The 26127-nt window shown below is 66.7% G+C and carries 20 protein-coding genes and 1 pseudogene; 11 read left to right on the top strand and 10 right to left on the bottom strand.

Annotation, left to right across the window (positions count from 1 at the left end; all coding sequences use genetic code 11):
* Nucleotides 1-8: 8 nt before the first annotated feature.
* Entirely contained in the window at nt 9-860 is an 852-nt protein-coding gene (locus ACFQZV_RS12300) for an RDD family protein (RefSeq protein ID WP_378753336.1), read from the top strand.
* Here ACFQZV_RS12300 and ACFQZV_RS12305 read toward each other — a convergent pair whose 3' ends face one another.
* Nucleotides 861-1067 (bottom strand): DUF3499 family protein, encoded by a 207-nt coding sequence (locus ACFQZV_RS12305; RefSeq protein WP_378753338.1) that lies wholly within the window; start codon nt 1065-1067, stop codon nt 861-863.
* Between the two features lie 100 nt (nt 1068-1167).
* On the opposite strand from ACFQZV_RS12305, the gene ACFQZV_RS12310 reads away from it, so the two are divergent.
* On the top strand, nt 1168-1599 hold the full coding sequence (locus tag ACFQZV_RS12310) for a metallopeptidase family protein (RefSeq protein ID WP_378753340.1): 432 nt from the start codon (nt 1168-1170) through the stop codon (nt 1597-1599).
* Between the two features lie 19 nt (nt 1600-1618).
* Here the strand turns inward: ACFQZV_RS12310 and ACFQZV_RS12315 are convergent, their stop codons facing one another.
* From ACFQZV_RS12315 to manA, 4 genes are all read right to left on the bottom strand, one after another.
* A complete protein-coding gene (locus ACFQZV_RS12315; RefSeq protein ID WP_378753342.1) occupies nt 1619-3019 on the bottom strand; it encodes a DUF5719 family protein in 1401 nt (466 codons plus the stop codon).
* Complete coding sequence (locus ACFQZV_RS12320; protein ID WP_378753344.1) at nt 3016-5862, bottom strand: glycosyltransferase; 2847 nt, start codon at nt 5860-5862, stop codon at nt 3016-3018. The genes ACFQZV_RS12315 and ACFQZV_RS12320 overlap by 4 nt, the downstream gene beginning before the upstream one ends.
* Nucleotides 5863-5936: 74 nt before the next feature.
* Nucleotides 5937-6263 carry a WhiB family transcriptional regulator gene (locus tag ACFQZV_RS12325; RefSeq protein ID WP_378753346.1) on the bottom strand — a complete coding sequence of 109 codons (327 nt, stop codon included), beginning with the start codon at nt 6261-6263 and terminating at the stop codon, nt 5937-5939.
* Nucleotides 6264-6516: 253 nt separating this feature from the next.
* A complete protein-coding gene (gene manA, locus ACFQZV_RS12330; protein ID WP_378753348.1) occupies nt 6517-7638 on the bottom strand; it encodes a mannose-6-phosphate isomerase, class I in 1122 nt (373 codons plus the stop codon).
* A 41-nt stretch (nt 7639-7679) separates the two neighbouring features.
* Here manA and ACFQZV_RS12335 point away from each other — a divergent pair, with 41 nt between their 5' ends.
* The 5 genes from ACFQZV_RS12335 (at nt 7680) to ACFQZV_RS12355 (ending at nt 14720) form a co-directional block, all read left to right on the top strand.
* On the top strand, nt 7680-9077 hold the full coding sequence (locus tag ACFQZV_RS12335; RefSeq protein WP_378753350.1) for an O-antigen ligase family protein: 1398 nt from the start codon (nt 7680-7682) through the stop codon (nt 9075-9077).
* Entirely contained in the window at nt 9074-10381 is a 1308-nt protein-coding gene (locus tag ACFQZV_RS12340) for an O-antigen ligase family protein (RefSeq protein WP_378753352.1), read from the top strand. The genes ACFQZV_RS12335 and ACFQZV_RS12340 overlap by 4 nt, the downstream gene beginning before the upstream one ends.
* Before the next feature lie 105 nt (nt 10382-10486).
* A complete protein-coding gene (locus tag ACFQZV_RS12345; protein ID WP_378753354.1) occupies nt 10487-12397 on the top strand; it encodes a glycosyltransferase in 1911 nt (636 codons plus the stop codon).
* Nucleotides 12394-13383 carry a glycosyltransferase family 2 protein gene (locus tag ACFQZV_RS12350; protein ID WP_378753356.1) on the top strand — a complete coding sequence of 330 codons (990 nt, stop codon included), beginning with the start codon at nt 12394-12396 and terminating at the stop codon, nt 13381-13383. The genes ACFQZV_RS12345 and ACFQZV_RS12350 overlap by 4 nt, the downstream gene beginning before the upstream one ends.
* 26 nt (nt 13384-13409) lie before the next feature.
* A complete protein-coding gene (locus ACFQZV_RS12355; protein WP_378753358.1) occupies nt 13410-14720 on the top strand; it encodes a UDP-glucose dehydrogenase family protein in 1311 nt (436 codons plus the stop codon).
* Between the two features lies 1 nt (nt 14721).
* On the opposite strand, the pseudogene ACFQZV_RS12360 reads toward ACFQZV_RS12355, so the two are convergent.
* Nucleotides 14722-15117, bottom strand: a pseudogene (locus tag ACFQZV_RS12360) (ATP-binding cassette domain-containing protein); the annotation flags it as partial.
* 155 nt (nt 15118-15272) lie between these two features.
* Between ACFQZV_RS12360 and rfbA the strand changes: the two are divergent.
* Genes rfbA through rfbD form a run of 3 tightly spaced genes read left to right on the top strand, consistent with a single transcriptional unit; the run spans nt 15273 to nt 18564 of the window.
* Nucleotides 15273-16145 (top strand): glucose-1-phosphate thymidylyltransferase RfbA, encoded by an 873-nt coding sequence (gene rfbA, locus ACFQZV_RS12365; RefSeq protein WP_378753360.1) that lies wholly within the window; start codon nt 15273-15275, stop codon nt 16143-16145.
* Nucleotides 16142-17140 carry a dTDP-glucose 4,6-dehydratase gene (rfbB, locus tag ACFQZV_RS12370; RefSeq protein WP_378753362.1) on the top strand — a complete coding sequence of 333 codons (999 nt, stop codon included), beginning with the start codon at nt 16142-16144 and terminating at the stop codon, nt 17138-17140. The genes rfbA and rfbB overlap by 4 nt, the downstream gene beginning before the upstream one ends.
* Nucleotides 17140-18564 carry a dTDP-4-dehydrorhamnose reductase gene (gene rfbD, locus ACFQZV_RS12375; protein ID WP_378753365.1) on the top strand — a complete coding sequence of 475 codons (1425 nt, stop codon included), beginning with the start codon at nt 17140-17142 and terminating at the stop codon, nt 18562-18564. Before rfbB ends, rfbD begins: the two co-directional genes overlap by 1 nt.
* Nucleotides 18565-19146: 582 nt before the next feature.
* On the opposite strand, the gene ACFQZV_RS12380 is transcribed toward rfbD, so the two are convergent.
* From ACFQZV_RS12380 to ACFQZV_RS12395, 4 genes are read right to left on the bottom strand one after another with little or no spacing between them, the layout of a single operon-like run.
* The gene (locus ACFQZV_RS12380; RefSeq protein WP_378753367.1) at nt 19147-20388 is read right to left on the bottom strand and encodes a polysaccharide pyruvyl transferase family protein; all 1242 of its coding nucleotides are present in this window, start codon (nt 20386-20388) and stop codon (nt 19147-19149) included.
* Entirely contained in the window at nt 20385-21359 is a 975-nt protein-coding gene (locus ACFQZV_RS12385) for a lysylphosphatidylglycerol synthase domain-containing protein (RefSeq protein ID WP_378753369.1), read from the bottom strand. The genes ACFQZV_RS12380 and ACFQZV_RS12385 overlap by 4 nt, the downstream gene beginning before the upstream one ends.
* Before the next feature lie 2 nt (nt 21360-21361).
* Nucleotides 21362-22480 carry a nitroreductase family protein gene (locus tag ACFQZV_RS12390; RefSeq protein WP_378753371.1) on the bottom strand — a complete coding sequence of 373 codons (1119 nt, stop codon included), beginning with the start codon at nt 22478-22480 and terminating at the stop codon, nt 21362-21364.
* Nucleotides 22477-23532, bottom strand: a complete 1056-nt coding sequence (locus tag ACFQZV_RS12395; RefSeq protein ID WP_378753373.1) for a glycosyltransferase family 2 protein — start codon at nt 23530-23532, stop codon at nt 22477-22479. The genes ACFQZV_RS12390 and ACFQZV_RS12395 overlap by 4 nt, the downstream gene beginning before the upstream one ends.
* Before the next feature lie 828 nt (nt 23533-24360).
* Between ACFQZV_RS12395 and ACFQZV_RS12400 the strand changes: the two genes are divergently transcribed.
* Nucleotides 24361-26124 (top strand): hypothetical protein, encoded by a 1764-nt coding sequence (locus ACFQZV_RS12400; protein ID WP_378753375.1) that lies wholly within the window; start codon nt 24361-24363, stop codon nt 26122-26124.
* Nucleotides 26125-26127 lie beyond the last annotated feature (3 nt).

Genomic DNA, 26127 nt, shown 5'->3' on the forward strand with positions numbered 1-26127 from the left:
CTGTACGCATGACGACGCCGACCGCGCCGGATCGGATCGCGACGATCGCCCAAGATGAGATCCTCACGGGTGAGGCAGTCGCCCTCGATGTCCAACCGATCGGGTTCTTCCTGCGTGCGCTGGGGACCGTCATCGACATGCTCGTCGGCGTGTTGATCTTCGTGATGTTCTCGCTCGTCGCCACCTACCTGTTCGGCCTCGATATCTTCGGAGATGCCGCCGCCCGTACGGTGTCGATCACGATGATCGTCACCGTGATGGTGGTCATTCCGACCGCGGTCGAGACGGCCACCCGCGGGCGCAGCCTCGGCAAGCTCGCCGTCGGCGGCCGCATCGTCCGCAACGACGGAGGCGCCAGCGGGTTTCGTCAGGCATTCATCCGCGCGCTCGTCGGCGTCCTGGAACTGTGGCTCACTCTCGGCGCGATCGCGGCGGTCGTCGGTGTCTTCACGCCACGCTCCCAGCGGCTCGGAGACCTCCTCGCCGGCACATACTCGGAACGCACCCGCACACCGAGACTTCCACCGCCGGCGCCCGGGCTTCCGGCCGAGCTCGCCGAGTGGCGCGCGGTCGCCGATGTGACGAGACTGCCCGACCGCTTGTCGCGCCGCATCGCACAGTTCGCACGTCAGGCGACGAGCCTCGAGCCCGCGGCGCGAGCACGCATCGCCGCGTCGCTGGCCGCCGACTGCGAACCGCACGTGTCGCCGCGGCCCGCCGTGGATCCCGAGACCTTCGTCCGGGGCGTCGCAGCGGTGCGACGCGAACGCGAGTACGAAGCGCTCATGCGAGAAACAGCACGTGTGAACGCGCTCACCGCAGGTGTCGACGATGCGCCGCGGGGCTTTCCCGAGCGCTGATCAGACGGCGAGGGTCTCGTGTCGCACGACGACCCACCCCTTGGGCACCGAGAGACGCTCGGTGTGGATGGCGCACAGGTCATGAGCGTGCGGATCCCCGGCAACACCGAGAGGCCCGAGGGCGGCCATCTGGTCACCGTAGTCGTACGTCAGCGTCGCCACGGCCTCGCGGGCACACCCCACTTTGGAACACAGTCTCTCGCGCATCGCTCCGACTGTAGTCGCACCCGTCGCCGCGGATTCGGATGCCGCGCCGCACGGCGCCACCACCGATGCCGGGCCCTGACGCGGGTCGTAGGATCGACCCATGCCATGGCGACGCGCTTCTGCCGCACGAGCACCCCGACGCCCCACCCGTCACGGGCGCCACGGACGACAGGGACGCAGTTCGGTCGTTCGTCCCCCGTTGCCGCCACTGGACACGCGGATCGACCGCTTCGATCTCGCCGTCGCCGGCGCCGCCGAGTTCCTCCGCTCGGCATGGAGCGATCTGCGCGACGTGCGCTTCGAGATCGCCGATATGCCCGCCGCACCCGACCGTGACGGCATCCCCCGGTGGAAGGTGCTGCGTGACGAAAAGCGCATCGTCGTCTTCCGCCTGCCGCTGGAGCGCTTGAGCCACCTTCACCGCGACGACGACCTCCATCGCAAGATGCTCGTCGAAGGTGCGGTGTTCCGCGCCGCGGCGGAGTACCTCGACCGCGACCCGTGGGATCTCGGACCCGAACGCTTCCTTTGACGCGCTGCGCGCCGTCGGCTCAGGGATACACGACGATCGGCGGCGCCGCCGCATCCGCCGACCACACGGTGAACGCCCCCAGCGCACCGTCCGCCGCGAGCGCGACGGCGGCTTCGACGGCCACACCCCCACTGTCGAGAAGGTAGACGGCATCGTTGGCGACCTGGATCGACGCGCTCTCGCCGGCGGCGAGGTCGATCGCACCGACGTATCCCCCGAACTCGTCGGTGATCGTCACCGACGCCACGTCAGTGCTCGGATTGTTGACCACGAGCGTCGCCGGCGGGCCATCGGGAACGGCGAACAACGTCGGAATGGGCACGGATGCCGCAGGCAGGTGCCACGCGAAGTCGGAGCCGGCTCCGAAGCCGGTGGTCTGCCACGCAGCCGCCACGAGCGGGATGTCGGCTGTCACCTCGACGATGTACTGACCCGGGGCAAGATCGGAGATGCCGGCTTGTCCCGGGACGGCCGCAAGAAGCGGAACCGTGATCGGCTCGCCGACATCGCCTCCGCCGACGCTGCGCACCGTGACGGTCGCCTCGGTGTCGGCGGACGGAGCGAGCAGGCGCACGACCGTGCCGGTGCCCTCGACGGCCACGGGAACCGTCACTCCCACGATCCGAGTGATCTCACCGACGGCGGGCACGGCACCTGCCTGGTCGAGCCCGCCGGGTTCGAGGACCCTGGTGAGGCTGGACTGTATCGACGCGTGCACCGGAGCGCCGGAGGCGCTCACGCGGACAACGGGACTCGCCTCGCCGCTGGCCAGGCCTGCCAGCGGAACGATCCGCTGAGTGCCGGCGGCGACGACAAGATCGGTTCCGCCGGGGGGATGCTCCTCGCCCGCGGCACCGTAGACCGTGAGCTGCACCGTCGCGGGTACGGTGCCGGGGTTCGACACCAGCACGAGGTCCGCGGCCCCCGTCGACGCCGAGCCGGTCATGAGCCACGACTCCATCAGCGCGGGTCGACAGGCCGACGCGGCGAACCCGGCGAGATCGTCCGAGGCGACGCTCACCGATCCGGCTGCACCGACGTCGGTCCTCACACCGGCCTCAGGCGGCGCTGAGACCACCACCGGCCCCTCCTCGGCGAGCAGGTCGGGGGCGGCGAGCACGGATTGCAGCGGGGCAGACGATTCAGGAGCCGTCGCAGCGGTGATCGTCTGCGGCGCCGCCAGCTGGAGGGATCCGGGTGACAGGAGATCTCGACCCGTCGCGACGATCCCCCCGTCGCAGGTGAGGATCGTGTCGGCCGGCTCGGGAATCGCCGCGACGCTGACGGGCTCGCGGGTGAGCGTGGGCCACGGGATCGTGACCGCGGTGGCGACGGCGATGACAGCACCGACAGACACGACGGTGCCGATCAGCAGGCGGGTGCTGGTCGTGGCGATGCGGAAGAACCGACGGTCGCTCATCGCCCCTCCTCCCAGTGCGGCCCGACCACGCGGGGTATGCGGCGCGCCTCGAGGCGCGAGGTCGACGTCGGCACGGCAAGGAGGAGCGCGATGAGCGTGACCCCGATCTGCGCCGCGGAAATGAGGCCCGACATGTGCTGGGCCGAGGGCGCCGCCGCTGCGCGCGCGCTGACTTCACCATTGATGCGCCAGAGGATGCCGCGTGCCGTTTCCCCGACCGGCTCAAGGCCGTCGCGCTGGTCGATGGCGGCCTCGGCCGTGAGCCCGAATGATCGCGCCGCGCCCGATACGGGCTCGGCAGCCTGCTCGAGAAGGACGAAGCTCACGCCGTCTGCCGCGAGTGTCGCGACGACGTCGTCGGCGGAGTCGCCCACGAGGCCGGCCGCAAGGCGGGCGACCTCGTCGTCCTGCGGTGTGGCGGTGGTCCGCGTGGCGACGATCGTCGATTGCGCCCCGAGCGTCTCGCTGCCGCCCCAGACGACGCGCGCCGACACGCCGCCCTCGTTCTGCGGCGTCAACACGAACGTGCCGACGTTGCCATCACCCGCGCCCAAGGCCGCAACGTAGGCCGGAAGCGTGCTCGCCGGGCCACCGGAAATCTCCGCTGTGTCGCGCGCGACCGCGGTGAGGGACGGAACGGCGAGAACCAGCACTCCGAGCGAGACGACAGCCACCGCGATGCCCCGGGCCGCGCGCACCTTCGGCGCGAGGCCCGCGTCGAGCGTCACCAACGCCCCTCCGAGGACGCCGAGCCAGGCGAGACTCAGTCCCGGCCCTGGCCACAGCGGCACGGCGAGGGATTCATCGAAGGCCAGCGAGACGCCCACGGCGGCGAACGCCGTGGCGATTCCGACTGCCGCGACCACGAGAAGTGCGACCCCGGAAGCCCAACGCTGCGTCAGCGGGGCGATCAGGGCGAGCAGCGCGAGCGGTGCGATCAGCAGCGGTACCCACCAGGTCGTCTCGGGCGGGAGGATCGTCGCCCAGCCCGCGACGTCGGCTGTCGGAATGCCCGCGGCGAGGAGTCCCCGCCCGACCGCATCGGCCGCCACTTGGGGGCCGGCCCACGTGACGCCCGGATCGGCCAGCAGCGCCCACACGTTGCCGCTGCGGATGGCGTGCCAGACCAACGGAGCCGCCATCACCGCCGACGGCACGACGAGCCACACGAGTCGCGCACTACCCCGTCCGGCGCGTGTGGCGACGATCACGACGAGCATCGCCACCCAGATGACGGTCAACGCGGGCGCGAGCGAGGGTGCGCAAGCGATGACCGCAGCCAAGAGCAACGAGGCGCCACCGGCGCCCGACCACGAGCGATGGGCCACCGAACCGGCGTAGAACAGCCACGGGAGCAGGAGGTGCGCAATGACGGCGGCGGGACGACCCTGCGTCAGCGCGATGAGGAAGGTGGGAGCCAGCGCCCACACCGTGCCGCCGACGAGCCGCAAAGACGAGCGTTCGGTCACTCGGGTTGCGGCGAACCACCCGCCCAACGCGGCGAGCGGAAGGGCGAACAGCCACAGCACGATGAGGGCGCGTGAGGGTTCGAGGGGCCACGCCGAACCGATGACGGCGACGATGATCGCGAACGGATCCGCCGGGCCGACCGTCTCGAGCCCGAAGGCGCGCAGGCCGTAGGCAGCATCCGTCCACAACAGACCCACCGTCCCGCGCAGCGGCTGCATCCCGCCACCGCCGATCACCGACCACGCGAGCAGGGGTGTGAATGCGATCACCGACAGGACGAGAGCGGCGAGGACGAGCCAGGCCCCGCCGCCGGCGAAGAACCGCAGCTCACTGCGCACCCGCGCGGTCGGCTCGACGGGGGCATCCCCGAGCCGCGAGCGCAGCTGCGTGGCGGTCATCCGCAGCGGCGCGATCTGGCTCCACGGCGCTGCCTTGGTCTGTCGGATGCCGCGCCGTGCGCGCGCGACGGCGAGCACCTGGATCAGGGCCACGACTGCCGCGGCCCACTCCGGCATGATCCGCCCGGGTTGTTTGCGGAACAGGTGCGCGACGGTGCGCGCGAGTGCCAACGGGAGGATCGAGAGCCAATGCAGGGGCACCGCCCACGCTTGCGCGTAAACGAGTCGCCGATGCAGCTGTGCCGTCCGCGACGCGAATGCCCGCCGTCGGCGATGCGCTGCAGTGACGGGTACGGGCAGGCCCGCGACGCCGTCGCCCGACACCGACACCACCGCGCTGGGCGCGAGGCTCACACGCGCGCCGCCGAGTCGGGCGCGCACACCCAGGTCGAGCCCTTCGTCGGCCCCGCGCAGACCACGATCGAGACGTCCCAATCGCGACCATGCGTCGGCGCGCACGAGGATGCCGCGCACATCGGCTCCGAGCGCGTCCTCGCGGCCATCGTGTTGCCCTTGGTCGAGTTCGTCATCGGCGATCCCGACGGCGCGCCCGTAGCGAGTCATCGTCGTGCCGAGTGAGACGATCTCTGCCCTGTCGTCCGAGCGGACGAGCTTGGGCGCGGCGAAGGCGACGGAGGGCGACAGTTCGAGCCGCCCGACCAAACGCGCGAGGGCGTCGGGGTCCGGTGTCGTGTCCTGTGCGAGGACCCAGACCGCGTCTGCGTCTTTCGAGGGAATGGCGAGCTTCACCGCATCGGCGAACGATGTCGACGCGGGTGCCTCGACGACGAGCGTCGCCTGCGATTCCTTCGCGACGTCCACGACTCCCGGCTCAGGACCGCACAGCACGATCGTCAGAAAGTCGATGGGGCGGGTCTGGGCAGCCAGAGCCGCCACCGTGCGACGCAGATGGTGTGCTGCGGGGGTGCGACCGTCGGGACGGGCGACGAGGAGGGCGTGGACGCGGGCGGGCATGACGCGAGTCAGCCTAGGCGTGGTGGGGCACGATATCCCGCCGCACGCGCCGCCGACGGGTCATCGCGCGGCGGTCAGCCGGCGCGCCGCTTGAGCTTGCGGCGTTCGCGTTCGCTGAGCCCGCCCCAGATGCCGAATCGCTCGTCGTTCTGCAGCGCGTACTCGAGGCATTCGTCGCGCACGTCACAGGTGGTGCAGATGCGCTTGGCATCGCGCGTCGATCCGCCCTTCTCAGGGAAGAACGCTTCGGGATCCGTCTGCGCGCAGAGCGCGTCGGTCTGCCACGAGAGTGGATTGTCTTCGTCGGCCTCGGCTGCCCGACGGACACCGGGAACGCCGAGGTTGACCGGATCGACGAACCAGTTGTCGGGAACGCCAGAACGGTACTGCGAACCTGTCATGTCGTTCTCCCCCCGGAGTAGTGCGTGCTGCGACGGTCGTCGCGTACGGATAATTACACCCGTGTCATTCCCCGCGGTCAAGTCGCGGATCGTAAACCCTCATGCACCCGTTGAACCTTTGCGACGCGCCGACGGCGTGTCGCACTCCGATAACGCCTGGTCGCGCGTCGCGGTTCACGCATTGTCAGCCGACGCGGATCGGGGCGGACGGATGCCGCATCCACCGACGACTCGCCAGTGTGGGCCGCGCCGGTCAGCGGCCGGATGAGGCGACGAACACCTCGCCGCTGCCCGAGACCCTCACCATCGACTCGTCGGTGAGGAAGACGCCCTCCCCCGGGGTCAGCGTCACCTCGCCCTCGCCGGCGACCGTGACCACACCCGAGGTCGCGACAGCGATCGACGGGCCGGAGAGTTCGATCTCGACGGATCCGCCCTCGGGTCGCGCGGCGAGCAGAGCGAAGTCCGGCACCGGCACGGGCCACCGCGTGACACCGTCGACGGTGGTGGGCGCGATCGTCGGCGGCACCCCGGTGGTCGGATCGAGCACGACGGCCAGCTCGGCGACGTCGATGTGCTTGGGGGTGAGGCCGCCCCGCAGCACGTTGTCACTTGCCGCCATGACCTCGACGCCGAGTCCCTCGAGGTAGGCGTGCAGGATCCCCGCGGGGAGGAACAGCCCCTCACCCCGTCGCAACGTCACCCGATTCATCATCAGCGCGACGACGATCCCGGGGTCTGCGGGATGCCGGTCATCCAGCATCGCAACGAGGGTGAGGTCGTCGGCGAACTCTTCCGAAACGGCCGAGCGTGCTGCGCCGATGATGGCGCGCACGTCGTCCTGGGCGGCGGGAGAGAGCACCCACGCGATAGCGGCGGTGGTCGCCGCATCCGATCCGTCCAGGCGAGAGGACAACCCCGCGGTGGCATCGCCGATCGCCGCCAGGAGGCGGCGCAGCTCGGGCAGAGGCCGCAGACCCGCGAGAGCCCGGAACTCGTCACTCAGCGCGACGATCAGTTCCGGCTTGTGGTTCGCGTCACGATAGGTGCGATGCGCCGCGTCCCTCGGGATGTCGGCGGCCTCCTCGCGTGCGAAGCCCTCGATCGCCTGTGCCCGGGACGGGTGGGCCTGGATCGACAGGGGCGCTGCGGCGGCGAGGAGTTTGACGAGGAACGACAGCCCAGGGCGGCTTGCGTCCGCGAGCCAGGTATCGAGCGTTCCGCCTCCCACGACATCGGCCGGATCGGCCGGATGGTCACCGAACCAGACCTCCGCCTCGGGAGCGCCGGTCGGCTCGCGTCCTTCGAGTTCGGCGAGGAGGTTCGTCGACCCCCACGCATAGTCACGCGGCGTGTTCGTCAGCGGCAACAGCATTCTCCGAGCGTAGCGACGCGACGGAGTACCCTGGGGAGACGATGGCCGTCTATTCGAAGCACCCGGCCTCGGCGCCGCCGACAGCCCCGGTCCGAGAGAAGACGGGGCACCTCTTGTTGCGCGGGTGGTGCATCTTCGTGCTCGTCACCGCCTTCTCCGGCACGGCATGGGTCAACGCCTTCGGAGAGCTCGTGGCCGCGATCATCGCCATCGCGAGCGCGGGGCTCTCGATCGCGCTGTGGCTCGCCATCCGCCCGGTCGTCCAGTGGCGTCGCCTGCCGTGGTTCGCGATGTCGTACATCCTGTGGGCCGTGCTCTCGCTGACCTGGTCGGCCTGGCCACTGACGACCGCGATCACCCTGCTGCTCCTTCTGATCACGACCACGCAGGCGTTCTTCGTCGCGGCGGTGTTGACCTGGCGCGAAATCATCCGCTCCATCGGCGCGGCGCTGAAGTGGGTGCTGGCGCTGTCGATCGCGTTCGAGCTGTGGGTCTCACTCTTCGTCCAGGCCCCGATACTTCCCGGCTTCGTCGTCGAGAAGGCCGACGACCCGATCATGTACTGGTCGCGCGACAACCTCTTCGACGGTGGCCGTATTCAGGGCATCATGGGCAACGCGAACCTGCTCGGTCCGATCGCGTTGCTGGCGATCGTGGTCTTCGCCATCCGGTATGCCGCGCGGGCTCCGCGTCGCGCCGTGCTGCTGGTGTGGATGGCACTCGCCGCGTTCCTCTTCGTCCGCGCCGCCTCGGCCACTGCCATCGTGGCCGCCGCGGGCGTCGTGCTCGTGCTCATCACCGTGCTGCTGATGCGCCGCACGACGAAACCGGGTCAACGCACTCGTTACTACATCGGCTACGCCGTGGTCGGCCTCGGCGGAGGGCTCGCCCTCTGGCTGTCGCGCGACGCGATCTTCTCCGCGCTCGGGCGTGGCGCCGACCTCACCGGTCGTGAAGACATCTGGAAGGCGGTCCTCGCGCGCGCAGACGAGCGTCCGGTGGTCGGCTGGGGTTTCGCAACCCCGTGGGCACCCTGGGATCCGGCGTTCGACGGATGGATCATCGACCACGGCCAGACGGTGATGCAGGCTCACAGCCTCTGGGTCGACGTGTACCTGCAGCTGGGCATCATCGGGCTCGTGCTGATGTCGATGCTGCTGTTGGCCTATGTCTGGCGCACATGGTTCTTCGCCGTCGACCGTCCCCGTTGGGATCTGCGCGCTGATCGCCCGTACTCGCCGCTGACGCTTCTGCCGACGCTCGTCGGGGCGATCCTGCTCGTGCAGAGCATCGCGGAGTCCACCCCCCTGTTGCTGTGGGGATGGATGCTGCTGATGCTGTTCGGGTTCAAGATCAAGCAGAGCCCCCACATCGGCGTGGGTCCCGCCGAAGAGCGCCTCGCTATCGAACAGGGTGAACTGACGAAGCGGGACGCGTGAACACGCGCCGGCCACGCTGGCTCGGGACGTTGTTGCGGTCCGCCGCGTTCGCGCGCGCGTTCACCCTCGCGGCGATCGGAGCGGTCTTCACGTCGTTCCTCATCGAGCGCCTCACCGGGCTCGTCACGTACGTCACGATCGTGGCCACCCTGTGCGTCGTCGGTGCGGGCATCCTCTTCGCCCGTCGCCGCGAACTCTCGCTCATGCGCCTGGTGCCGACGACCCTCGTGCTCTTCCTCGCGTGGACGCTGGCCAGCGTGTTCTGGAGTTGGGACCGCGCGGAGTCGTGGTGGGGGTGGGTGTCCATCGCCGGCATCGCGTTTCTCGCCGTGACCATCGGGCACATCCGCGACACGCTGCAGACCGCGCGCGCCCTGGGCGACGTGCTGAGAGTCCTGCTCGGTGTCTCACTCGGTGTCGAGATCCTCTCGGGGATCCTCCTCGACATCCCGTTCCGATTCCTCGGCGTCCAGGGGAACATCGCGTCCCTCGGCCCGGTCCAGGGCATCTTCGGCACGCGCAACATGCTCGGCTTCGTCGCCGTTCTCGCCCTCATCACGTTCCTCATCGAGTACCGCACCCAGTCGGTGCGCCCTGGGGTGTCCATCGCATCCGTCGTCCTCGCCGGCGGCCTGGCGGCGCTGTCGGACTCCCCGACGGTCCTCGTGCTTTCCGTCGGTGTCGCCCTCACTGCAGGGGCGCTCGAGATCGTCCGCCACACCCGACCCGAGCAGCGGGTTCGTCTGCAGTGGGCGCTCGGCGCCGTCGTCGTGGTCGGTCTGGTGACCGGCTATGCGGCGCGGCATCCGATCATCGCGTGGCTGGGAGCGGGAACCGACTTCTCGATGCGGGTGCAGCTGTGGAACACGATGGTCGACATGGTGCGCTTCAGCCCGATCGAAGGCTGGGGGTGGTTCGGACCCTGGGAAGCACGGACCATCCCGTTCTCGAGCATCAACTTCTTGCTCGATCAGTCGCACGCCTCGGGGCTGAACGCCTACTTCGACGTGCTCTTGCAGGTCGGGTGGGTCGGTCTCGTCCTCTTCGTGGGGTTCGCCGGGGTCGCGCTCGTGCGCTCTTGGCTCGACGCGAGCGAACGCCGCTCGGTCGTCTACGCGTGGACGCCGCTCATCCTCGTGGCTCTCCTCATCGACTCATTCTTCGAGAGCTTCACCTTGATGGGCGCCGGTTGGTTCTTGCTCGTGTTGTGCGCGGTGCGTGCAGGACAGTCGCGATCGTGGCGCGAGAGCATCGGACGACGCGCGGACATGCAGGATCCGGGTCGCCCTATGGGGATCCCCTGAGCCTTCGGGTCGTGGGCTGGATGCCCGGCGCACGCTCAGATACTCCCGCGATAGAATCCACATCGGCCGGGCACTCAGCCGCGCCGACGCTGACCAGGAGATGCATTGACTCACGTCCTTCAGAAGACCGTCCTGCCGCAGGAGCGCGATCCTGATCTACTACCGCTCTATGTCGACCCTGAGACGTGGTCTGTCATCGACGAAGAGTACGTCCGGGTGTCGAACCGTGCGCACATCGGCAACGTCCTCGATCGAACGCGTGCGCGCATCGTAGCCGGCAGGCGGGTGTCATTCGGCAGCTACTTCAACGGGTTCCCTGCGTCGTACTGGCAACACTGGACGGCCGTGCGCGACGTTCAACTGACCGTCCGCACATCCGGCACCGCCACGATTCTCGTTTACCGATCCAATGGTGGGGGAGTCCCGCAGAGAATCGACGTCGCCGAGGTGACGTCAAACGCCGAGACTACCTTCAACCTGGAGTTGACCCAGTACAGCGACGGCGGCTGGATGTGGTTCGACATCGTCGCTGACGACGACACAGTCGTCTTCGAAGGTGCTGAGTGGACCACGGAGCAGGACCCTCCGCGATCTGGGAAAGCCAGCATCGGTATCACAACGTTCAATAAGCCCGACTACTGCACGGAGACTCTGCGTAACCTCGCCGCGTCTCCCGATGTACTGGATCTCATCGACCGCGTTTACGTCGTCGATCAAGGGACGCAGCGCGTCGATGCCAATCCTGAGTTCCCGTCGATTGCAGCAGACTTGGGTGACACCCTCGAGATCATCACACAACCGAATCTCGGCGGGTCCGGCGGATTTGCTCGAGCGATGTATGAGACCCTTCAGCGACCAGAGAGTGACTTCGTACAGTTGCTGGACGATGATGTGAAGATCGAGCCGGAGTCGCTCCGTCGCTCGGTGATGTTCGGCCGATTCGCCTCGACGCCGACGATCGTCGGTGGCCACATGTTCGACCTTCTCGACCGGCCAAAGCTTCATGCGTGGGCTGAGGTCGTCGACGACCGCGCTTTCATGTGGCGCAATCTCTTCCAAGAGAAGATGCCGCATAACTTCGGCGAGACAAACCTGCGCCAAACACCGATGCTGCACATGCGCATGGACGCCGACTACAACGGCTGGTGGATGTGCCTGATCCCCGTCGAAACCATTCGCGAGGTGGGCCTTCCGTTGCCTGCGTTCATCAAGTGGGACGATGCAGAGTTCTGCCTCCGTGCGGGGCGCGCCGGCTTCCCGACAGTGTCGATGCCGGGGGTGGCCCTCTGGCACGTCTCCTGGCTGGGGAAAGACGATGCGATCGATTGGCAAGCCTACTTCCACGAACGCAACCGACTGGTCGCCGCGCTCATCCACTCGCAGTCAGAACGCGGCGGCACCCTCATCCGCCACAGTCGCCGCACGGACATCAAACACTTGCTGATGATGCAGTACTACCCCGTGGCACTCCGTGCCCGCGCGCTGCGTGACGTTCTCTCGGGACCCGGCCATATGCGCCCGAATCTCGCGACGGCGATGCCGGAGGCGCGACAGCTCGCGAAGCACTTCGCCGAAACCACCGTGCACAAGGACGAGGATCAGATCCTGCGCGCCCGCAAGGGCCGCCAGGTATACAAACGACTGAAGCGAAACGTATTCGATAGCCCCACAGGCCTGCGTCTACGGTGGTTCACGGCGAGCACCCTTGTCTCGCACTGGTTCCACCGGCCGAAGCCGGAAAATGTCGAGTGGCCCGAGGTCGAGTTCGGCAAAGGGGACGCCAACTGGTGGCGATTGCCGCTCTACGACAGTGCGCTTGTCAGCGCTGCTGACGGATCTGGCAAGAACGTGTACACCCGCGACCGTGAGTTGTTCCGGCGCGGGCTCGTCGCGACGCTTGTGTTGCACTGGCGGCTTCGGCGTCGGTGGCCGCAGCTTGCGACCCACTATCGCGCAGCTCTCCAGGACTTGACTTCGGTCGACTCCTGGCGCCGAACATTTGAGGAGGCCGGATGAGATCCACGGGTCCATCCCCCGCCTCCTCGCAGGGCTTCGATCCAGCCGCCGCGACGATCGCGGTCGTCACCTACAACCGTTCGGGGCTCCTTCGAGGGCTGCTCAAGAGCATCGCCGCCATGGATCCGAAGCCCGGTCATGTGGTGATCGTCGACAATGCTTCGCCGGATGACACGACGGAGGTCGTCGAATCGTTCCGTGAGCGCGTCGGCACCGAACTGGTGTACCGCCGCCTCGACACGAACACCGGCGGTTCGGGGGGCTTCAGCGAGGGCATGCGCGTCGCGCTGGAGCTCGGTTCCGCGTGGATCTGGCTCATGGACGACGACGTCGAGGTTCTGCCTGACGGGCTGGCGAAGATGGGCAAGTGGGCGCCGCGGTTTAAGAGCATCCAAGGACGCCGATACGACTACGACGGCAGCGAGTTCTACTGGCAGTATCGCGTCGCCGAGCGGATGGCCATCCCCATCCCCTTCGCTCCCTCGAAGTTCGATGCCTCGGGTTACAAGGAGATGAACTCCGGGTGTTTCGAGGGCATGTTCATCCACCGCGACATCGTCGAGCAGATCGGATTGCCCGACCCCCGCTTCTTCATCTACTGGGATGACCAGACGTACGGCTGGCTCGCGTCTCGACGGACCACGTCGGTGATCGTCGACGAGTTCGTCCTGCGCCGCACCCGCGAGATCAAGCAGTGGGACATGGGCATCCGCCACATGAACGCCTCGAGCAACAACTACCGGTACTACATCATGCGCAACCGCGCGATCATCAAGCAGTACCACCGCGCGAACGGCGTCTACAATCCGATGCTGTTCGGTCTCGGAACGGCCCTGACGTTCGGCAAGGAACTCATCCGCTTGATCGCCGTCGAGCACACCGTGCGCGGAACCTCGCATCTCTTCCGAGGTCTGCGCGACGGGCGCGCGATCTCAGGAGATCGAACGTTCGCGCCTATGGCGCCACTTGCGCCCAGCGCTCGCTGATCCGGTTCACGTATACAAGGAGCACCGTGCGTCTATCTGTCATCGGATGTGGCTACCTCGGAGCAGTGCATGCTGCCGCCATGGCGTCGATCGGACACGACGTCATCGGCATTGACGTCGATGCCGCCAAGGTCGCGGCCCTCTCAGCCGGCCGCGCTCCGTTCTTCGAGCCTGGCCTGACCGAGATTCTGGAGTCCGGCATCCAGAGCGGCCGTTTGACGTTCTCCACCGACTTCGCTGATGTTGCGGGCGCGAAGGTGCATTTCATCGGCGTCGGCACCCCGCAGGTTCCTGGCGGTTATGCCGCCGACCTTACATATGTCGACAAAGCGGTGGATGCTCTTCTCCCGCACCTGAGTTCCGACGACATCGTCGCGGGAAAGTCCACTGTTCCCGTGGGTACCGCCGCCCGGCTGGCAGAGCGCATCAGCGGCTCCGGAGCAACGTTGGTCTGGAATCCTGAGTTCCTTCGCGAGGGCTGGGCTGTCAAGGACACGATCGACCCTGACCGATTGGTGGTCGGGGTTCCCTCGGGCGATGCCGGAGCGATCGCGTCAGACGTGTTGCGAGAGGTCTATCACCCCGCAGTTACGCAGGGAACCCCGTTCGTCATCACCGATTACGCAACCGCGGAGCTGGTGAAGGTGTCGGCGAACGCGTTCCTCGCGACCAAGATCAGCTTCATCAACGCAATGGCAGAGATCGCCGAGGTCACGGGCGCCGACGTCACGATGCTCGCTGACGCGATCGGATACGACGATCGCATCGGACGGAAATTCCTCGGCGCGGGAATCGGATTCGGCGGCGGGTGCCTTCCCAAGGACATCCGCGCGTTCTCGGCACGTGCAGAGGAACTCGGGCGCGGCGAATCCGTGGCCTTTCTTCGTCAGGTCGACGAGATCAATCTGCGTCGGCGTGAGCGCGCCGTGCGGCTCGTTCTCGACGCACTGGGCGGCAGTGCACACGGCAAGAAGGTCACCGTGCTGGGGGCCGCGTTCAAGCCCCACAGCGACGACGTTCGCGACTCACCCGCGCTTGACGTCGCCGTCCGCCTGCACGGCCTTGGAGCCGCCGTCACCGTCACCGACCCTGAAGCGATCTCGAACGCCCGAGCCTTACACCCGCAGCTGACCTATGTGCGCGATCGAGACGAAGCACTCGAAGGCGCGGACGCCGTCGTGGTCGTGACGGAATGGGATGAGTATCGTCGCCAGCTCGACCCAGCCCACGCCGCCGGGCTCGTCAGCCGGCGGATCATCATCGATGGACGGAACTGTCTCGATCCAGGTGCTTGGCGTGCCGCGGGCTTCGAGTACTTCGGGATGGGACGCCCGTAGCGTCCCATCCCGCTCGCGAATCGTCACGCGGCATCCCGTGGAGTCCGGCGGTGAGGCGGACGTTCTCACGCACGGTGAGGTCTCCGACGAGTCCGCCGGTGCTCTCTATGAGCGGTGCCACGCCATCGTTCACTGAGACGGATCCTTCGTCGGGCAGCAGGACCCCCGCGACGAGTTTGAGGAGCGTCAACTTGCCCTGACCGTTGCGCCCCACGACGCCGATCGACTCGCGCGCGGTGACGGCGAAGCCGACCTCGCCCAGAGCCCAGAACTCCCCCGGCCGCGTGCGACGGTTCGCTCCGGCGAACACGTCCTTGAAGCTACGCCGCTCCCGACGGTTCCGTCGGAAGCGCACGCCCAGATCGCGCACCTCGATGGCGGGTGTGGCGTCGGCCATCAGTGCACCTTCAGTACGGGTCGTTCGAGCCGGCGGAACACCGCGAGGCCGAAAGACGATGCTCAGCATGAGCCACGCCTCGGGGAAGAACTGGGTTCGGCGTGACCCAGGCGGAACGCCAGGGGTGCGCAGTCGCATGTGGGACGATGGTGCCTGTGAAGGGCATCATTCTCGCGGGGGGCAGCGGAACGCGCCTACACCCGATCACGCTCGGCGTCTCGAAGCAGCTCATTCCGGTCTATGACAAACCGATGATCTACTACCCACTCTCGACGCTGATGCTCGCCGGCATCCGCGACATCCTCGTGATCACGACCCCCGGAGACGCAGCGGCGTTCGAGCGGCTACTCGGAGACGGATCGCAATTCGGCATTGCGCTCACCTACGCCACGCAGCCGTCTCCTGATGGTCTCGCGCAGGCTTTCACCATCGGCGCCGACTTCATCGGCGGCGACAAGGTCGCGCTGATCCTAGGAGACAATCTGCTCTACGGTCCTGGTCTGGGCACCCAGCTGTCGCGATACGCAGACGTCGAGGGCGGCGCGGTGTTCGCGTACTGGGTGGCGCAGCCCTCGGCCTACGGCGTCGTCGGCTTCGACCAAAACGGCCGAGCCGTGTCGCTCGAGGAGAAGCCGACGCAGCCGAAGAGCAACTTCGCGGTGCCCGGGCTGTACTTCTACGACAACGATGTGGTCGACATCGCGCGATCGATCGCTCCCTCTGCCCGCGGCGAGTACGAGATCACAGACGTCAATCGCGCCTACCTCGACCGCGGTGACCTGCTCGTCGAGGTGTTGCCGCGCGGAACGGCGTGGCTCGACACGGGAACGTTCGACCAGATGACGGATGCCGCAGAGTACGTGCGCACGATCCAGCGCCGCACCGGTCTGAGTATCGGGGTACCCGAAGAAGTCGCGTGGCGCTTGGGCTTGCTGAGCGACGATGAGGTGCGGCAACGCGCTGAGAGACTGCTCAAGTCCGGCTACGGCACATATCTGTTGGAAACGCTGGAAAGAGGTCGCGGATGAACCGGTTGCTCGTCACCGGCGGAGCCGGGTTCATCGGTTCGAACTTCGTGCATCACGTCGTCGCGCACACCGACGCTCACGTGACCGTGCTCGACGCTCTCACCTATGCCGGGCACACCGCCTCGCTCGCAGGTATCCCCGCGGATCGACTCACATTCATCGAAGGGAACATCGCTGACGCCGAACTCGTCGATGGGTTGTTCTCCACGGTGGATGCCGTGGTGCACTTCGCGGCAGAATCGCACAACGACAACTCGCTTCACGACCCGCGCCCGTTCCTCGACACCAACGTGGTCGGCACCTACACGCTCCTCGAAGCTGCTCGACGTCACGAGCGTCGCTTCCACCATGTCTCCACCGACGAGGTGTACGGCGATCTCGAGCTGGATGACCCGCAGCGGTTCACCGAGACCACGCCGTACAACCCGTCATCGCCCTATTCGTCGACGAAGGCCGCAAGCGACCTCCTGGTGCGGGCTTGGGTGCGTTCGTTCGCCGTGCAGGCCACACTGTCGAACTGCTCGAACAACTACGGACCGTTCCAACACGTCGAGAAATTCATCCCACGTCAGATCACGAACGTGTTGCGCGGCATCCGGCCGAAACTGTACGGCGCCGGAGCCAACGTCCGAGATTGGATCCACGCGGACGACCATTCGTCAGCCGTCCTGGCGGTGCTCGATCGCGGTGTCATCGGCGAGACATACCTGATCGGTGCGGACGGCGAGAAAGACAACAAGACGGTCGTCGAGACGATCCTGCAGCTCATGGGACAGCCCGCAGACGCGTACGAACACGTCACCGACCGTGCCGGGCATGACCTGCGGTACGCGATCGACGCGTCGAAGATCCGCGCGGAGTTGGGCTGGGCGCCCCGGTTCGGGGACTTTGACGCGGGACTTGCCGACACGATCGCCTGGTATCGCGACAACGAAGCCTGGTGGGCACCGTCGAAGGATGCCACCGAAGCCTTCTACGCGTCGAAGGGCCAGTGATGACCGATTTCGGCAAGGCCCTCACCTCGACGCGAACTCCGATTCCGGGTCTCGTAGTCTGGGATCTGCCGGTCCACGGTGACAACCGCGGATGGTTCAAGGAGAACTGGCAGCGCGAGAAGATGACCGGCGCCGGTCTGCCAGACTTCGGCCCCGTTCAGCAGAACGTGTCATTCAACGACGCAGTGGGAACCACCCGTGGCATCCACGCCGAACCCTGGGACAAGTGGGTCTCGCTCACGACGGGACGCATCTTCGGCGCATGGGTCGACCTGCGTGAGGGCCCGACGTTCGGTGTGGTGTTCACGACAGAGCTCGACCCGTCGCGTGCGGTGTTCGTTCCGCGTGGAGTGGGCAACGCGTACCAGACGCTCGAAGCCGATACGACCTACACCTATCTGGTGAACGACCATTGGTCGCCGGATGCCGCCTACACTCTGCTGAACCCCGGTGATGAGGCGGCGGCCATCCCGTGGCCCATCCCCCTTGAACGGGCGGAGGTGTCCGAAAGGGATCGTGCTCATCCGCGCCTGGCCGACGTGACTCCGGTGGCGCCGAAGAAGACGCTTGTCCTCGGCGGTGACGGTCAGCTGGGGCGCGCGCTGCGCAATGAATACGCCTCCGATGACACCGTCGAGTTCGCGACCCGCGCCGAGCTCGATCTCACCGACCCCGACCTCGCCGTCGCCCGCCGCTGGCGCGACTATGACGTCATCATCAACGCCGCCGCCTACACCGCTGTGGATCGCGCCGAGACGGCTTCAGGGCGTCTCGAGGCATGGGAGGCGAACGCGGCCGCGGTATCGCGACTCGCTGCCCTGTCAGCACAGCACGGTGTGACACTCGTGCACATCTCGTCGGACTATGTCTTCGACGGAAGCGCGCCGCGCCCCTACCGCGAGGAGGACGCGCTGTGCCCGCTTGGCGTGTACGGTCAGTCCAAGGCTGCGGGCGACCTGGCAGTCGCCACCGTGCCGCGGCACTACATCGTGCGAACGTCGTGGGTGATCGGCGACGGCGCGAACTTCGTCGCAACGATGTCGTCGCTCGCTGAGCGTGGGGTCGATCCGGCGGTCGTCGACGATCAGGTCGGGCGGTTGACTTTCACCACGGACCTTGCGCGCGCGATCAGACACCTGCTCAACGAGCGTCCTGCGTCAGGTGTTTACAACGTGACGAACAGCGGCGACCCGGTCTCGTGGGCGCAGATCGCGCGCGAGATCTTCGCGCTGGGCGGCCACGACCGCGACCGAGTCCGCCCATGCACGACGGAGGAGTATCAGGCTTCCGCGAAAGCGCCCGTTGCTCCCCGCCCGCGAAATAGCACCCTCGATCTCAGCAAACTCGAAGCAACGGGATTCGCGCCCCGGTCGTGGCGTGACGCGTTGCGCACGGCGATCGGCCCTGACTCTCCGACCTTCTGATCGGACCCTCGAGCGGGAACAGCCTCGCACTCGCAAGCACGCCGATCACCGGTGCCGCCGCCGACCTCGTCATCCGGCGGACACTCCGCCGCTACAAAGAGAACTCGACCGACCACCTTCGACACCGACATCAGCCGCATCGCCATGACCTGCTGATCCCATCGCCAGTCGTCAGCCCCCAGGACGGGCAGGCCCGTAACGATGAGGCCGTAGCGAGGTGGTCGGATGCTGATTCATCTGGTCGCGCGGCTCCGCACCGTTCAGACCTGGCTCGGTGAGCCCGGTCACGACCGATCGGTCGGTCGGATCGGGCACCTCTGCGGACGTCGCGGCGACGAGCGGGTTCCCGGCCCCCTGCATCGCAAAAGGGGTGCCCTCCGTCACGGAGGCGGCGTACAGCGGCGGTCACCCGCCGCCTTGCAGGATCCGCAGCACGGAGTTGACGGGACGCGGCTCATCGATCGTCGCCAGCGGCGGTGACCTCAACGCCCGGAACACGAGCGGGTCCCCACCGCCGAGACGGCCGAGACGATTCCGATGGCCCCCGTCGAGCGCGGACCGCGAACGCGGAGCGTCGTCGGGTCACTCCCCATGCACAAGCGCTGCGATCAGGTCCGCCTGGGCAACCGACCGCGCTTTCACCTCAGGCAGGTGCTGGTCCAGCTTCGCCTGCACGTCCCCGCGCGCGGCTTCCAGATCCGCGTAGCGTTCGGCGAGGTACTCCGGCGTGAGCTTGTCGTGCCCGAACGCCCAGTCCTCGAGTTCGAACATCTCGAGTACCTCGCGATATTTGTGGCTCCACCCGATGACAAGGGTCGGCACGGCCATCGCGAGCGACGAAACCATCGCGTGGAAGCGGCTGGCCACGAAGAGCCCGCACTGCCCGATCACGTACCGCAGTTGCTGAGAGGTCATCTCGCGGTCGACGAACAGCACGTCCGCGCTGCGATCGAGTCGCGCGTAGATGTCGCGGCAGAGGGGCAGGTCGTTGTTGTGCGTCTTGTGGGTGCCGGTGCGCACGCTGTGGGGAATGAGCGCCACGCGCTTGCCCTGTGCCTGCAGGTGCTCGATGAAGCCGACCATCTGAGCGGCATAGTCGCCACCACGCGCGTCGACCTTCTTCTGGAGGACGACGCTGGGGCACACGCCGACCACGTCGCCACCGTCGAAGAACGACAGGTCGAAGTGCTGGCTGACCTCCTCACGCTCGGTGCCCGACATCTCCAGCGAGAAGGCGTAGTCGGCACCCGCGTACAGGTTCGTGAGCCCCAGGCCCTCGGCGAACTCGTGCGTCAGTCGGCCGCGCGTGACGAGCGTGTCCGCCTTCGGGAGGAAGACCTTCGAGGCGGCGCGGTTGATCGGGTTCTGGAACGGACCGACCGCCTGGGCACACTTGAACACCGGTGTCTTCACGTTGATGGCAGGCAGGATCGACGCGACGTTGTAGAGCAGGAACTTCTCGCGGCCATCGGTGAACGTGATGCCGCCCTGATCGAGAAGAACATCCGCCTCGACGAGTGCACGAATTGCACGCGAACGACGGACAATCGTCTTCCGAAGCGGCGGGAGGAGCCGGTAGGCCAGGGCGAGCGAGTTGATCGTCACGCCGAGCTGGCGAGGATTCGCCGCGACTACGTCGAGGTTGTCGTACGGGTTCTGCGCGCGGTCCTCCGCCGGGTACATGCTGAGGAGGGTGAACTCGACATCGCCGAGGCGCTCGCCGAGCGTCTGCACGGCGCTCTCGAGCATCGCCGCGGCCCCCTTGTTGCCGGACAGCGCGGACCCGATGATGGCGATCTTGTGAACGTCTTTGGTGGGACTCATGGTCTGTTCTCCTTGGGAACGGCGCGTCGCACGCCAGCGTAGATGAGAGCGATCACGCCATCGCCGATGGTACTCAGCAGGCGCGCGAGAAGACTGATCACAATGGCTTCAGCGACCGGCATGTACTGGCTGAGGATTAGGACGATGATCGCCTCGCGCACCCCCAGTCCGCTGGGTACGAAGAAGGCGAGGATGCCGATCGCTCCGGCGAGGGCGTAGGCGGCTCCGAAGGGCAACCATTCGGCGGGTGTGACCTCGGTCACCGTGGCGCAGATGACCACGAAGCCGATGGCATTGACGATCCGCGGTCCGATGAATTCGACCGTGAAGCCCAGCGACCGCCACGACCCGAGAAAGTAGTCCTGCGGAAGATCCTGCTTGAGCGCGCGCCGCGCGGGAACACTGACGATCTTGTGGAACAGCGGCTTGTACATCACGGCCGCCATCGGGATGAGCACCAGCAGCGGAGCCAGCAGCAACGTGACGTTGTCACCGAAGATCTCGGGCCCGAGACTGATCAGCAGAATAAGCACGCTGGGAACAATCGAGGCCAGCTGGAGGAACACGTTCTCGTACACGAAGCTGATCACGATGAGCGTGCGACTGATTCCCTTGCGACCGGCCCACACCACCTTGTTCACGACCGAGCCGACCTGACCGGGAATGTACTTCAGCAGCCACGACGCGCACTGCACGGCCACTGCCTCGGTCACGGTCACATGCGCGTCGCGGTCCAGAACCCGCACGATGCGCGCCCAGAGCAGCCCCGTCAGCGGGACGGCCAGCGCGAACACAAGAACGACGACGATCCACAGCCCGTCGAACGACAGCTGCTCGGCCTGGATCTGATCCCAGTTGTCCCACAAGGCGCGCGCGAAGAAGTAGCCGATGACGCCGACCACGAGCACGGTGATCCCCCACCGCAGGGCCTTACGACGCCAGTGAGGGAGCGAAGCCGGTGCCTCCGACATCGTCAGTTGTAGCGTCGGAAGGTCTCGAGCCCCTTCTTCTCCGAGTAGGGCACCATCCCTTCTGGGTGTGCGTAGCCCACGGCGACCAGCATCACGACGCGATCGGTGAGTTCGAGGTCGAGCGTCTTCTGCATCTTGCGCTCAAGGGGCTCGAAGTCCGGCCAGTTGATGACGCTCGAGCTGAGGCCGAGGGTCTCAAGCGCCAGCATGAACTGCATGGCAGCGAGGGAGCCGTCCACGTAGATCGCGTGGCGGTCACGCGGACTGAAGTACGACTCGAGCTTGCCGACGACCACCACGATCGCGGGGATATTGTGACCGTACCCCGCCGTGCCGAAGGGGATCGACGAGACGGTGCGCACCTGCTCGGGGTCGTCGAAGACACGGAACTCGTACGGGAGCCGGTTGCACGCCGTCGGAGCCTGGCGACCGAGCCAGAGTGCCTTGTCGATGAGCTCGCGCGGCACCTGCTTCTGCTCGAACCATCGCACGCTGCGCCGCTGCATCACCAGCGACTGCAGCTCGTCGTAGGTCATGTCCGACAGCTGCTTCTTGACGTATGGAACCTTGCCGGCGAACTCCCCCTCGTAAGCGGCGTGCTCGAATCGCGCGCGTGCAGCCTGGACCGTGGCGTCCTCGCCCGTGGCGACGCGGAAGTACTCGGTTAGCACGTCGTGTGACCAGTCCATCTCGCCTTGATCCATCGTCCCCGGGCTGTGCTGGCACTGCCGCACAGCCTGTTCGTAGAACTCGATCGTCTCAGTGATGTAGTCGCGCGCGAAAACATCGCGGCGGGGCCGCATGATGAGGCCCTTCTCAAGCCGGTGGATGTTGCGGCGCAGCTCCACGTGGGTCACTCGGTCCCGCCGCTTGTTCCGGTAGTAGTTCCGGCGGCCGCGCAGGACCGCCGCCTGCTCGCGGTTGAACGTGATAAAGCTGACGAAGTAAAAGAAATGGGTGAGCACCCGGCTCGACCCGAAGCTTTCGAGAAAGACGCGGTTCACGGTCTCGTAGATGCGACGGATCCAGGTGATCGCGAGCAGGTCCTTCGCGATGCCCTTGAGTTTGTTCAGCAAGAACGACCCTCCTGAGGTGGGTGGGATGAGGAGTGACGATGTCACGCGTGGCCGTCGCGCGCGCCGTGCTTGGACTCCACCGCCGCCACGCTCACCGGGAGCGACGGGTGGACAGCGGCATCCCGAGCTCCGCCTGTACGTGGGTCGAGCTGGCGGTCGGGGCCGTATTGGATGAGTTTGATCCGCTCGAGGGCGTCCTCGGTGAGGGTCCGATTGGTGTGGAGCATGTCCGACAGCACGAGGAGAGCGATGCTGAGCAGCGCTCCGACCAGGAGCGCGCTGCCGAGGATCAGCGACTGGATGTGGTCGCCGGCGACGCCGAGCCAGCTGAGTACCGCGAATCGCCCGAAGGGGATGAGCGCGCCGACGAAGAAGGCGATCGCCAACGTGAGGAACACAACGTGCGGCTTGAACATCACATAGCTGCGCATGATCGCCTGCCCGGAGCGTCCCATGTGCTGGAAGATGTTCTTGAAGAGCCGGGACTCTCGGGTCTTGGGGTTGGTCTTGACCGGGACGCTGGCGATCCGCAGGCGCTTGTTGCCCGCCTGGATGATGGTCTCCATGCAGTAGCTGAACTGCGTCACCACGTTGAGTCGGTAGAGCGACTCTCGGGAGTACGCCCGGAAGCCACTGGCGGCATCCGGCAGATCGGTGCCCGCGGCGAAGTTGACGACGCCGCTGCCGACACCCTGCATGAGCTTCTTGAACGGCGAAAAGTGTTCGATCGTCTTGGTCTGACGGTCGCCGATGACGATGTCGGCCTCGCCGCGCAGGATCGGTTGGACGAGGTCGGCAATCCGCTCCTGCGGGTATTGGTTGTCGCCATCGGTATTGACGACGATGTCCGCGCCGTGCTGGAGCGCGTAGTCGACGCCGTCACGGAACGATCGGGCGAGACCCATATTGCGAGTGTGGAACACGAAGTGCTCCACACCGAGCTCGCGGGCCACCTCAACGGTGCGATCGGACGACCCGTCGTCGATCACAAGAATATGGATCTCGTCGACGCCCTCGATCTGCTTCGGAACGGTCGACAACACCAGCGGCAGAGTCGACTCCTCGTTGAGGCAGGGGATCTGGATGAAGAGGCGCATATATCGTCCGGGGTTTTGAGAGTGTTGGCGTGCGGCAGGGGCTCCAAGCATGGCGATGGCTGCACAAGTCGCGGCCCGGTCATCTTAGTGGACGCTTCCTGTTAGACACGGGCACTCGAGCATCGAGCGCTCAGGTTCGGACGCGATCGCGAACGAACATAGGGAGACCACCACTGATCCCGGTGGAGAGAACGACGAGGATCGTGCTGAGCATCGTCGCCGGCGAGAAGACCATAGCCGAAGCGGCGAGGCGAGCGAGGGTCAGCGAGCACTCGATCGACCGATGGAAGGCAGACCTCCTCGAGGCGCGGAGTACCGGCCCGGCCGCGGGGAAGTCCGGGCCGCCGAGGCGGGAGCAGCAGCTGGAGGCGGAGGCCGACGAGCTGACCCGGGCCCTCGGTGAAGCCGCGGTCGAGATCCGAGTGTGGAACAATCGGCGGAGGCCGGGCACCCTCACGCCGACGGACGCGAGGTCGACTCCGACACCGGTTCGGTGCTGCCGGTGCTGATGATCGTTTACTATTGACCCAGCGTCCACGCCGTGCTCTGAGAACGCGCGACCGCCGATCTCACTTCGTTGCAGATGGGAATCACAGTGTGTCAGACGCCTCCCTGATCATCGGCGTGGGACCAGACATCGCGCGTCGAGCCGCTGACGACCCGACGGAGGCTCCGACCGTGCCGCGCTCTGCTGCTCCCGATGCACACACCGCTTCTGCCCGGGGTGCCGACTCTTCGCCTCCCGAGTCCGCAGCTGTCGCGCCCGCCCTCGTCTCGTTCAGTGCAGACACGGTCCCGCCCGCGGCACTGCGACGACGCGCTGAGAGGGTGGTCCCCGCTGAACAGTCCTCCTGGTTCTGGTGGGTCGCCGCGGTCGTCGCACTCGTGGCCTTCGTCTGGCTCCGTTTCGAGGTGAGCCGCGACGCCATCGCGCCACGAACGCCTTGGGACGAGATTCATCCGCTCCAGATCGCGCGACTGCTCGCCGGAGCGAGCGAGATCACCCCGCTCTCCGGGAGCGGTTACTACCCCGGCTGGGCCATACTACTGACGCCGATCTGGTGGTTCACCCAAGATCCGACGACGGCGTACCACGCGGCCGTTGCGCTCGGGAGCGTGTTCGCCGCGGCCACGATCCTTCCGCTGGCCGCGATCGGGCGGTACATGTGGCTCAGCACGCCGCAAGCGCTCACCGTCGCGACCATCGTGATGTGCCTGCCGGGACGCGTCGGAGCTGCCGAGTACGCCCTCAGCGAGCAGGCGCTCATGCTGTTCTATGCCTGCGCCGTGCTGGCGATGTTCGCGATCTGGCGACGTCCGTCCTGGTGGAGACTGATACTGCTCGTGGCGGCCGTCTCAGCCGCGTATATGACGCATACTCGCGCACTGGCTCTGGTGCTGACTGCTCTGGTGTGGATGGCGTTCTTCTTCCGTCGCAGCATCGCGAAGGCCATCGTGGGAGTCGCGCTGCTGGTCCTGGCGTGGCGGGGCGTCGACATGCTCGCCACTGCGATCAACAGCCGGGTCCTGCTGCCCGGAGCCGACAAGGCGGACCTCGCGATCTCGGCGCTGACCAATGCGGAGCCCCGGCTCCTCGCGCGTGTGCTGTTGAATCAGAGCTGGGCGCAGGTCGTCGGCACCGCCGGTCTCTTCGCGCTAGGGATCGTTGTGATAGTGGTCTGGATGCTGCGCGAGGTGCGCACTCTTCGACTCGGCCCCGGCTCATTCCTCTTCGGCCTCACGATCGCGACCGTCGCGATGAGCGCCATCTGGTGGACCCGACCGGACATCCTGTGGAACGGCTCCTATGTGCGGCTGGATGCCTGGCTGTACACCCGCTATATCGATCAGGTCGCTGCCTTCGTCTGCCTCGTTGCGATTGTCGCGCTCATCCGCCGGGTGCGCGCGTCGATGATCTGGATCGCGCTGGGAGTCTTCGTCGCAGGCGCCATCGCCGTCGTGGTGCGCGTCGCGCCGGATGTCCCGTTGTGGGGTGTGATCTCCACGAGTTCCTCCGCGATCAACAGCTGGCAGCAATTGTTCCCCGATGAGCCGTTCGTGAGACCACTGCTTCCATCCTTTACGAATGAAGGCAGCTTCTGGCTGTGGGCTTCTCTGTTCGGGGTCGCCTGCATCGCGTCGATGTTCGTGCTCCGGAGGTCCCCGCGCACTACCGCTGCGGGCTTGATCGTTCTCGCGACCGTCCTTTCACTGAACGCGGACCTGGACTTGCGGCGTCCTGCCCCGCTCGAGACCGAGGCGGCCCTCGAACTAGCGGATGCGGCGGCAGGAGGCGGAGAGCTGCTGCCTGTGGATGTAGACCTCACCTGCGCCACCGGAAGCAGGCAGTACCAGATGCTGAACTGGGCGGGCTACTGGTTCGCTCCGCGCGAGGTGAATGTGGCCATCCCGGCGCGGGGCTACCCTTTCACCACCGACCTGTTGCTGTCCTGCCATGACAACGCGGAGCTGCATCGCAGCGGCGCTCTGCGCGTTGATGGCGAAGCTGAGTTCGGATATCGGGTGTGGGTGCGGCCCGGTGATCTCCAGGACGAGCTCTCACATGCCGGAGTCCTCGAGGGGCGGGAGTGAAGT

This window comes from Microbacterium koreense (genome assembly GCF_042677105.1).
GTDB classification, from domain to species: Bacteria; Actinomycetota; Actinomycetes; order Actinomycetales; family Microbacteriaceae; genus Microbacterium; species Microbacterium koreense.

What these genes read in the sequence shown, in the direction of transcription:
- ACFQZV_RS12300 (WP_378753336.1), top strand. Translation starts at nt 9, where the DNA reads ATGACGACGCCGACCGCGCCGGATCGGATCGCGACGATCGCCCAAGAT.
- ACFQZV_RS12305 (WP_378753338.1), bottom strand. Translation starts at nt 1,067, where the DNA reads ATGCGCGAGAGACTGTGTTCCAAAGTGGGGTGTGCCCGCGAGGCCGTG.
- ACFQZV_RS12310 (WP_378753340.1), top strand. Translation starts at nt 1,168, where the DNA reads ATGCCATGGCGACGCGCTTCTGCCGCACGAGCACCCCGACGCCCCACC.
- ACFQZV_RS12315 (WP_378753342.1), bottom strand. Translation starts at nt 3,019, where the DNA reads ATGAGCGACCGTCGGTTCTTCCGCATCGCCACGACCAGCACCCGCCTG.
- ACFQZV_RS12320 (WP_378753344.1), bottom strand. Translation starts at nt 5,862, where the DNA reads ATGCCCGCCCGCGTCCACGCCCTCCTCGTCGCCCGTCCCGACGGTCGC.
- ACFQZV_RS12325 (WP_378753346.1), bottom strand. Translation starts at nt 6,263, where the DNA reads ATGACAGGTTCGCAGTACCGTTCTGGCGTTCCCGACAACTGGTTCGTC.
- manA (WP_378753348.1), bottom strand. Translation starts at nt 7,638, where the DNA reads ATGCTGTTGCCGCTGACGAACACGCCGCGTGACTATGCGTGGGGGTCG.
- ACFQZV_RS12335 (WP_378753350.1), top strand. Translation starts at nt 7,680, where the DNA reads ATGGCCGTCTATTCGAAGCACCCGGCCTCGGCGCCGCCGACAGCCCCG.
- ACFQZV_RS12350 (WP_378753356.1), top strand. Translation starts at nt 12,394, where the DNA reads ATGAGATCCACGGGTCCATCCCCCGCCTCCTCGCAGGGCTTCGATCCA.
- rfbB (WP_378753362.1), top strand. Translation starts at nt 16,142, where the DNA reads ATGAACCGGTTGCTCGTCACCGGCGGAGCCGGGTTCATCGGTTCGAAC.
- rfbD (WP_378753365.1), top strand. Translation starts at nt 17,140, where the DNA reads ATGACCGATTTCGGCAAGGCCCTCACCTCGACGCGAACTCCGATTCCG.
- ACFQZV_RS12380 (WP_378753367.1), bottom strand. Translation starts at nt 20,388, where the DNA reads ATGAGTCCCACCAAAGACGTTCACAAGATCGCCATCATCGGGTCCGCG.
- ACFQZV_RS12385 (WP_378753369.1), bottom strand. Translation starts at nt 21,359, where the DNA reads ATGTCGGAGGCACCGGCTTCGCTCCCTCACTGGCGTCGTAAGGCCCTG.
- ACFQZV_RS12395 (WP_378753373.1), bottom strand. Translation starts at nt 23,532, where the DNA reads ATGCGCCTCTTCATCCAGATCCCCTGCCTCAACGAGGAGTCGACTCTG.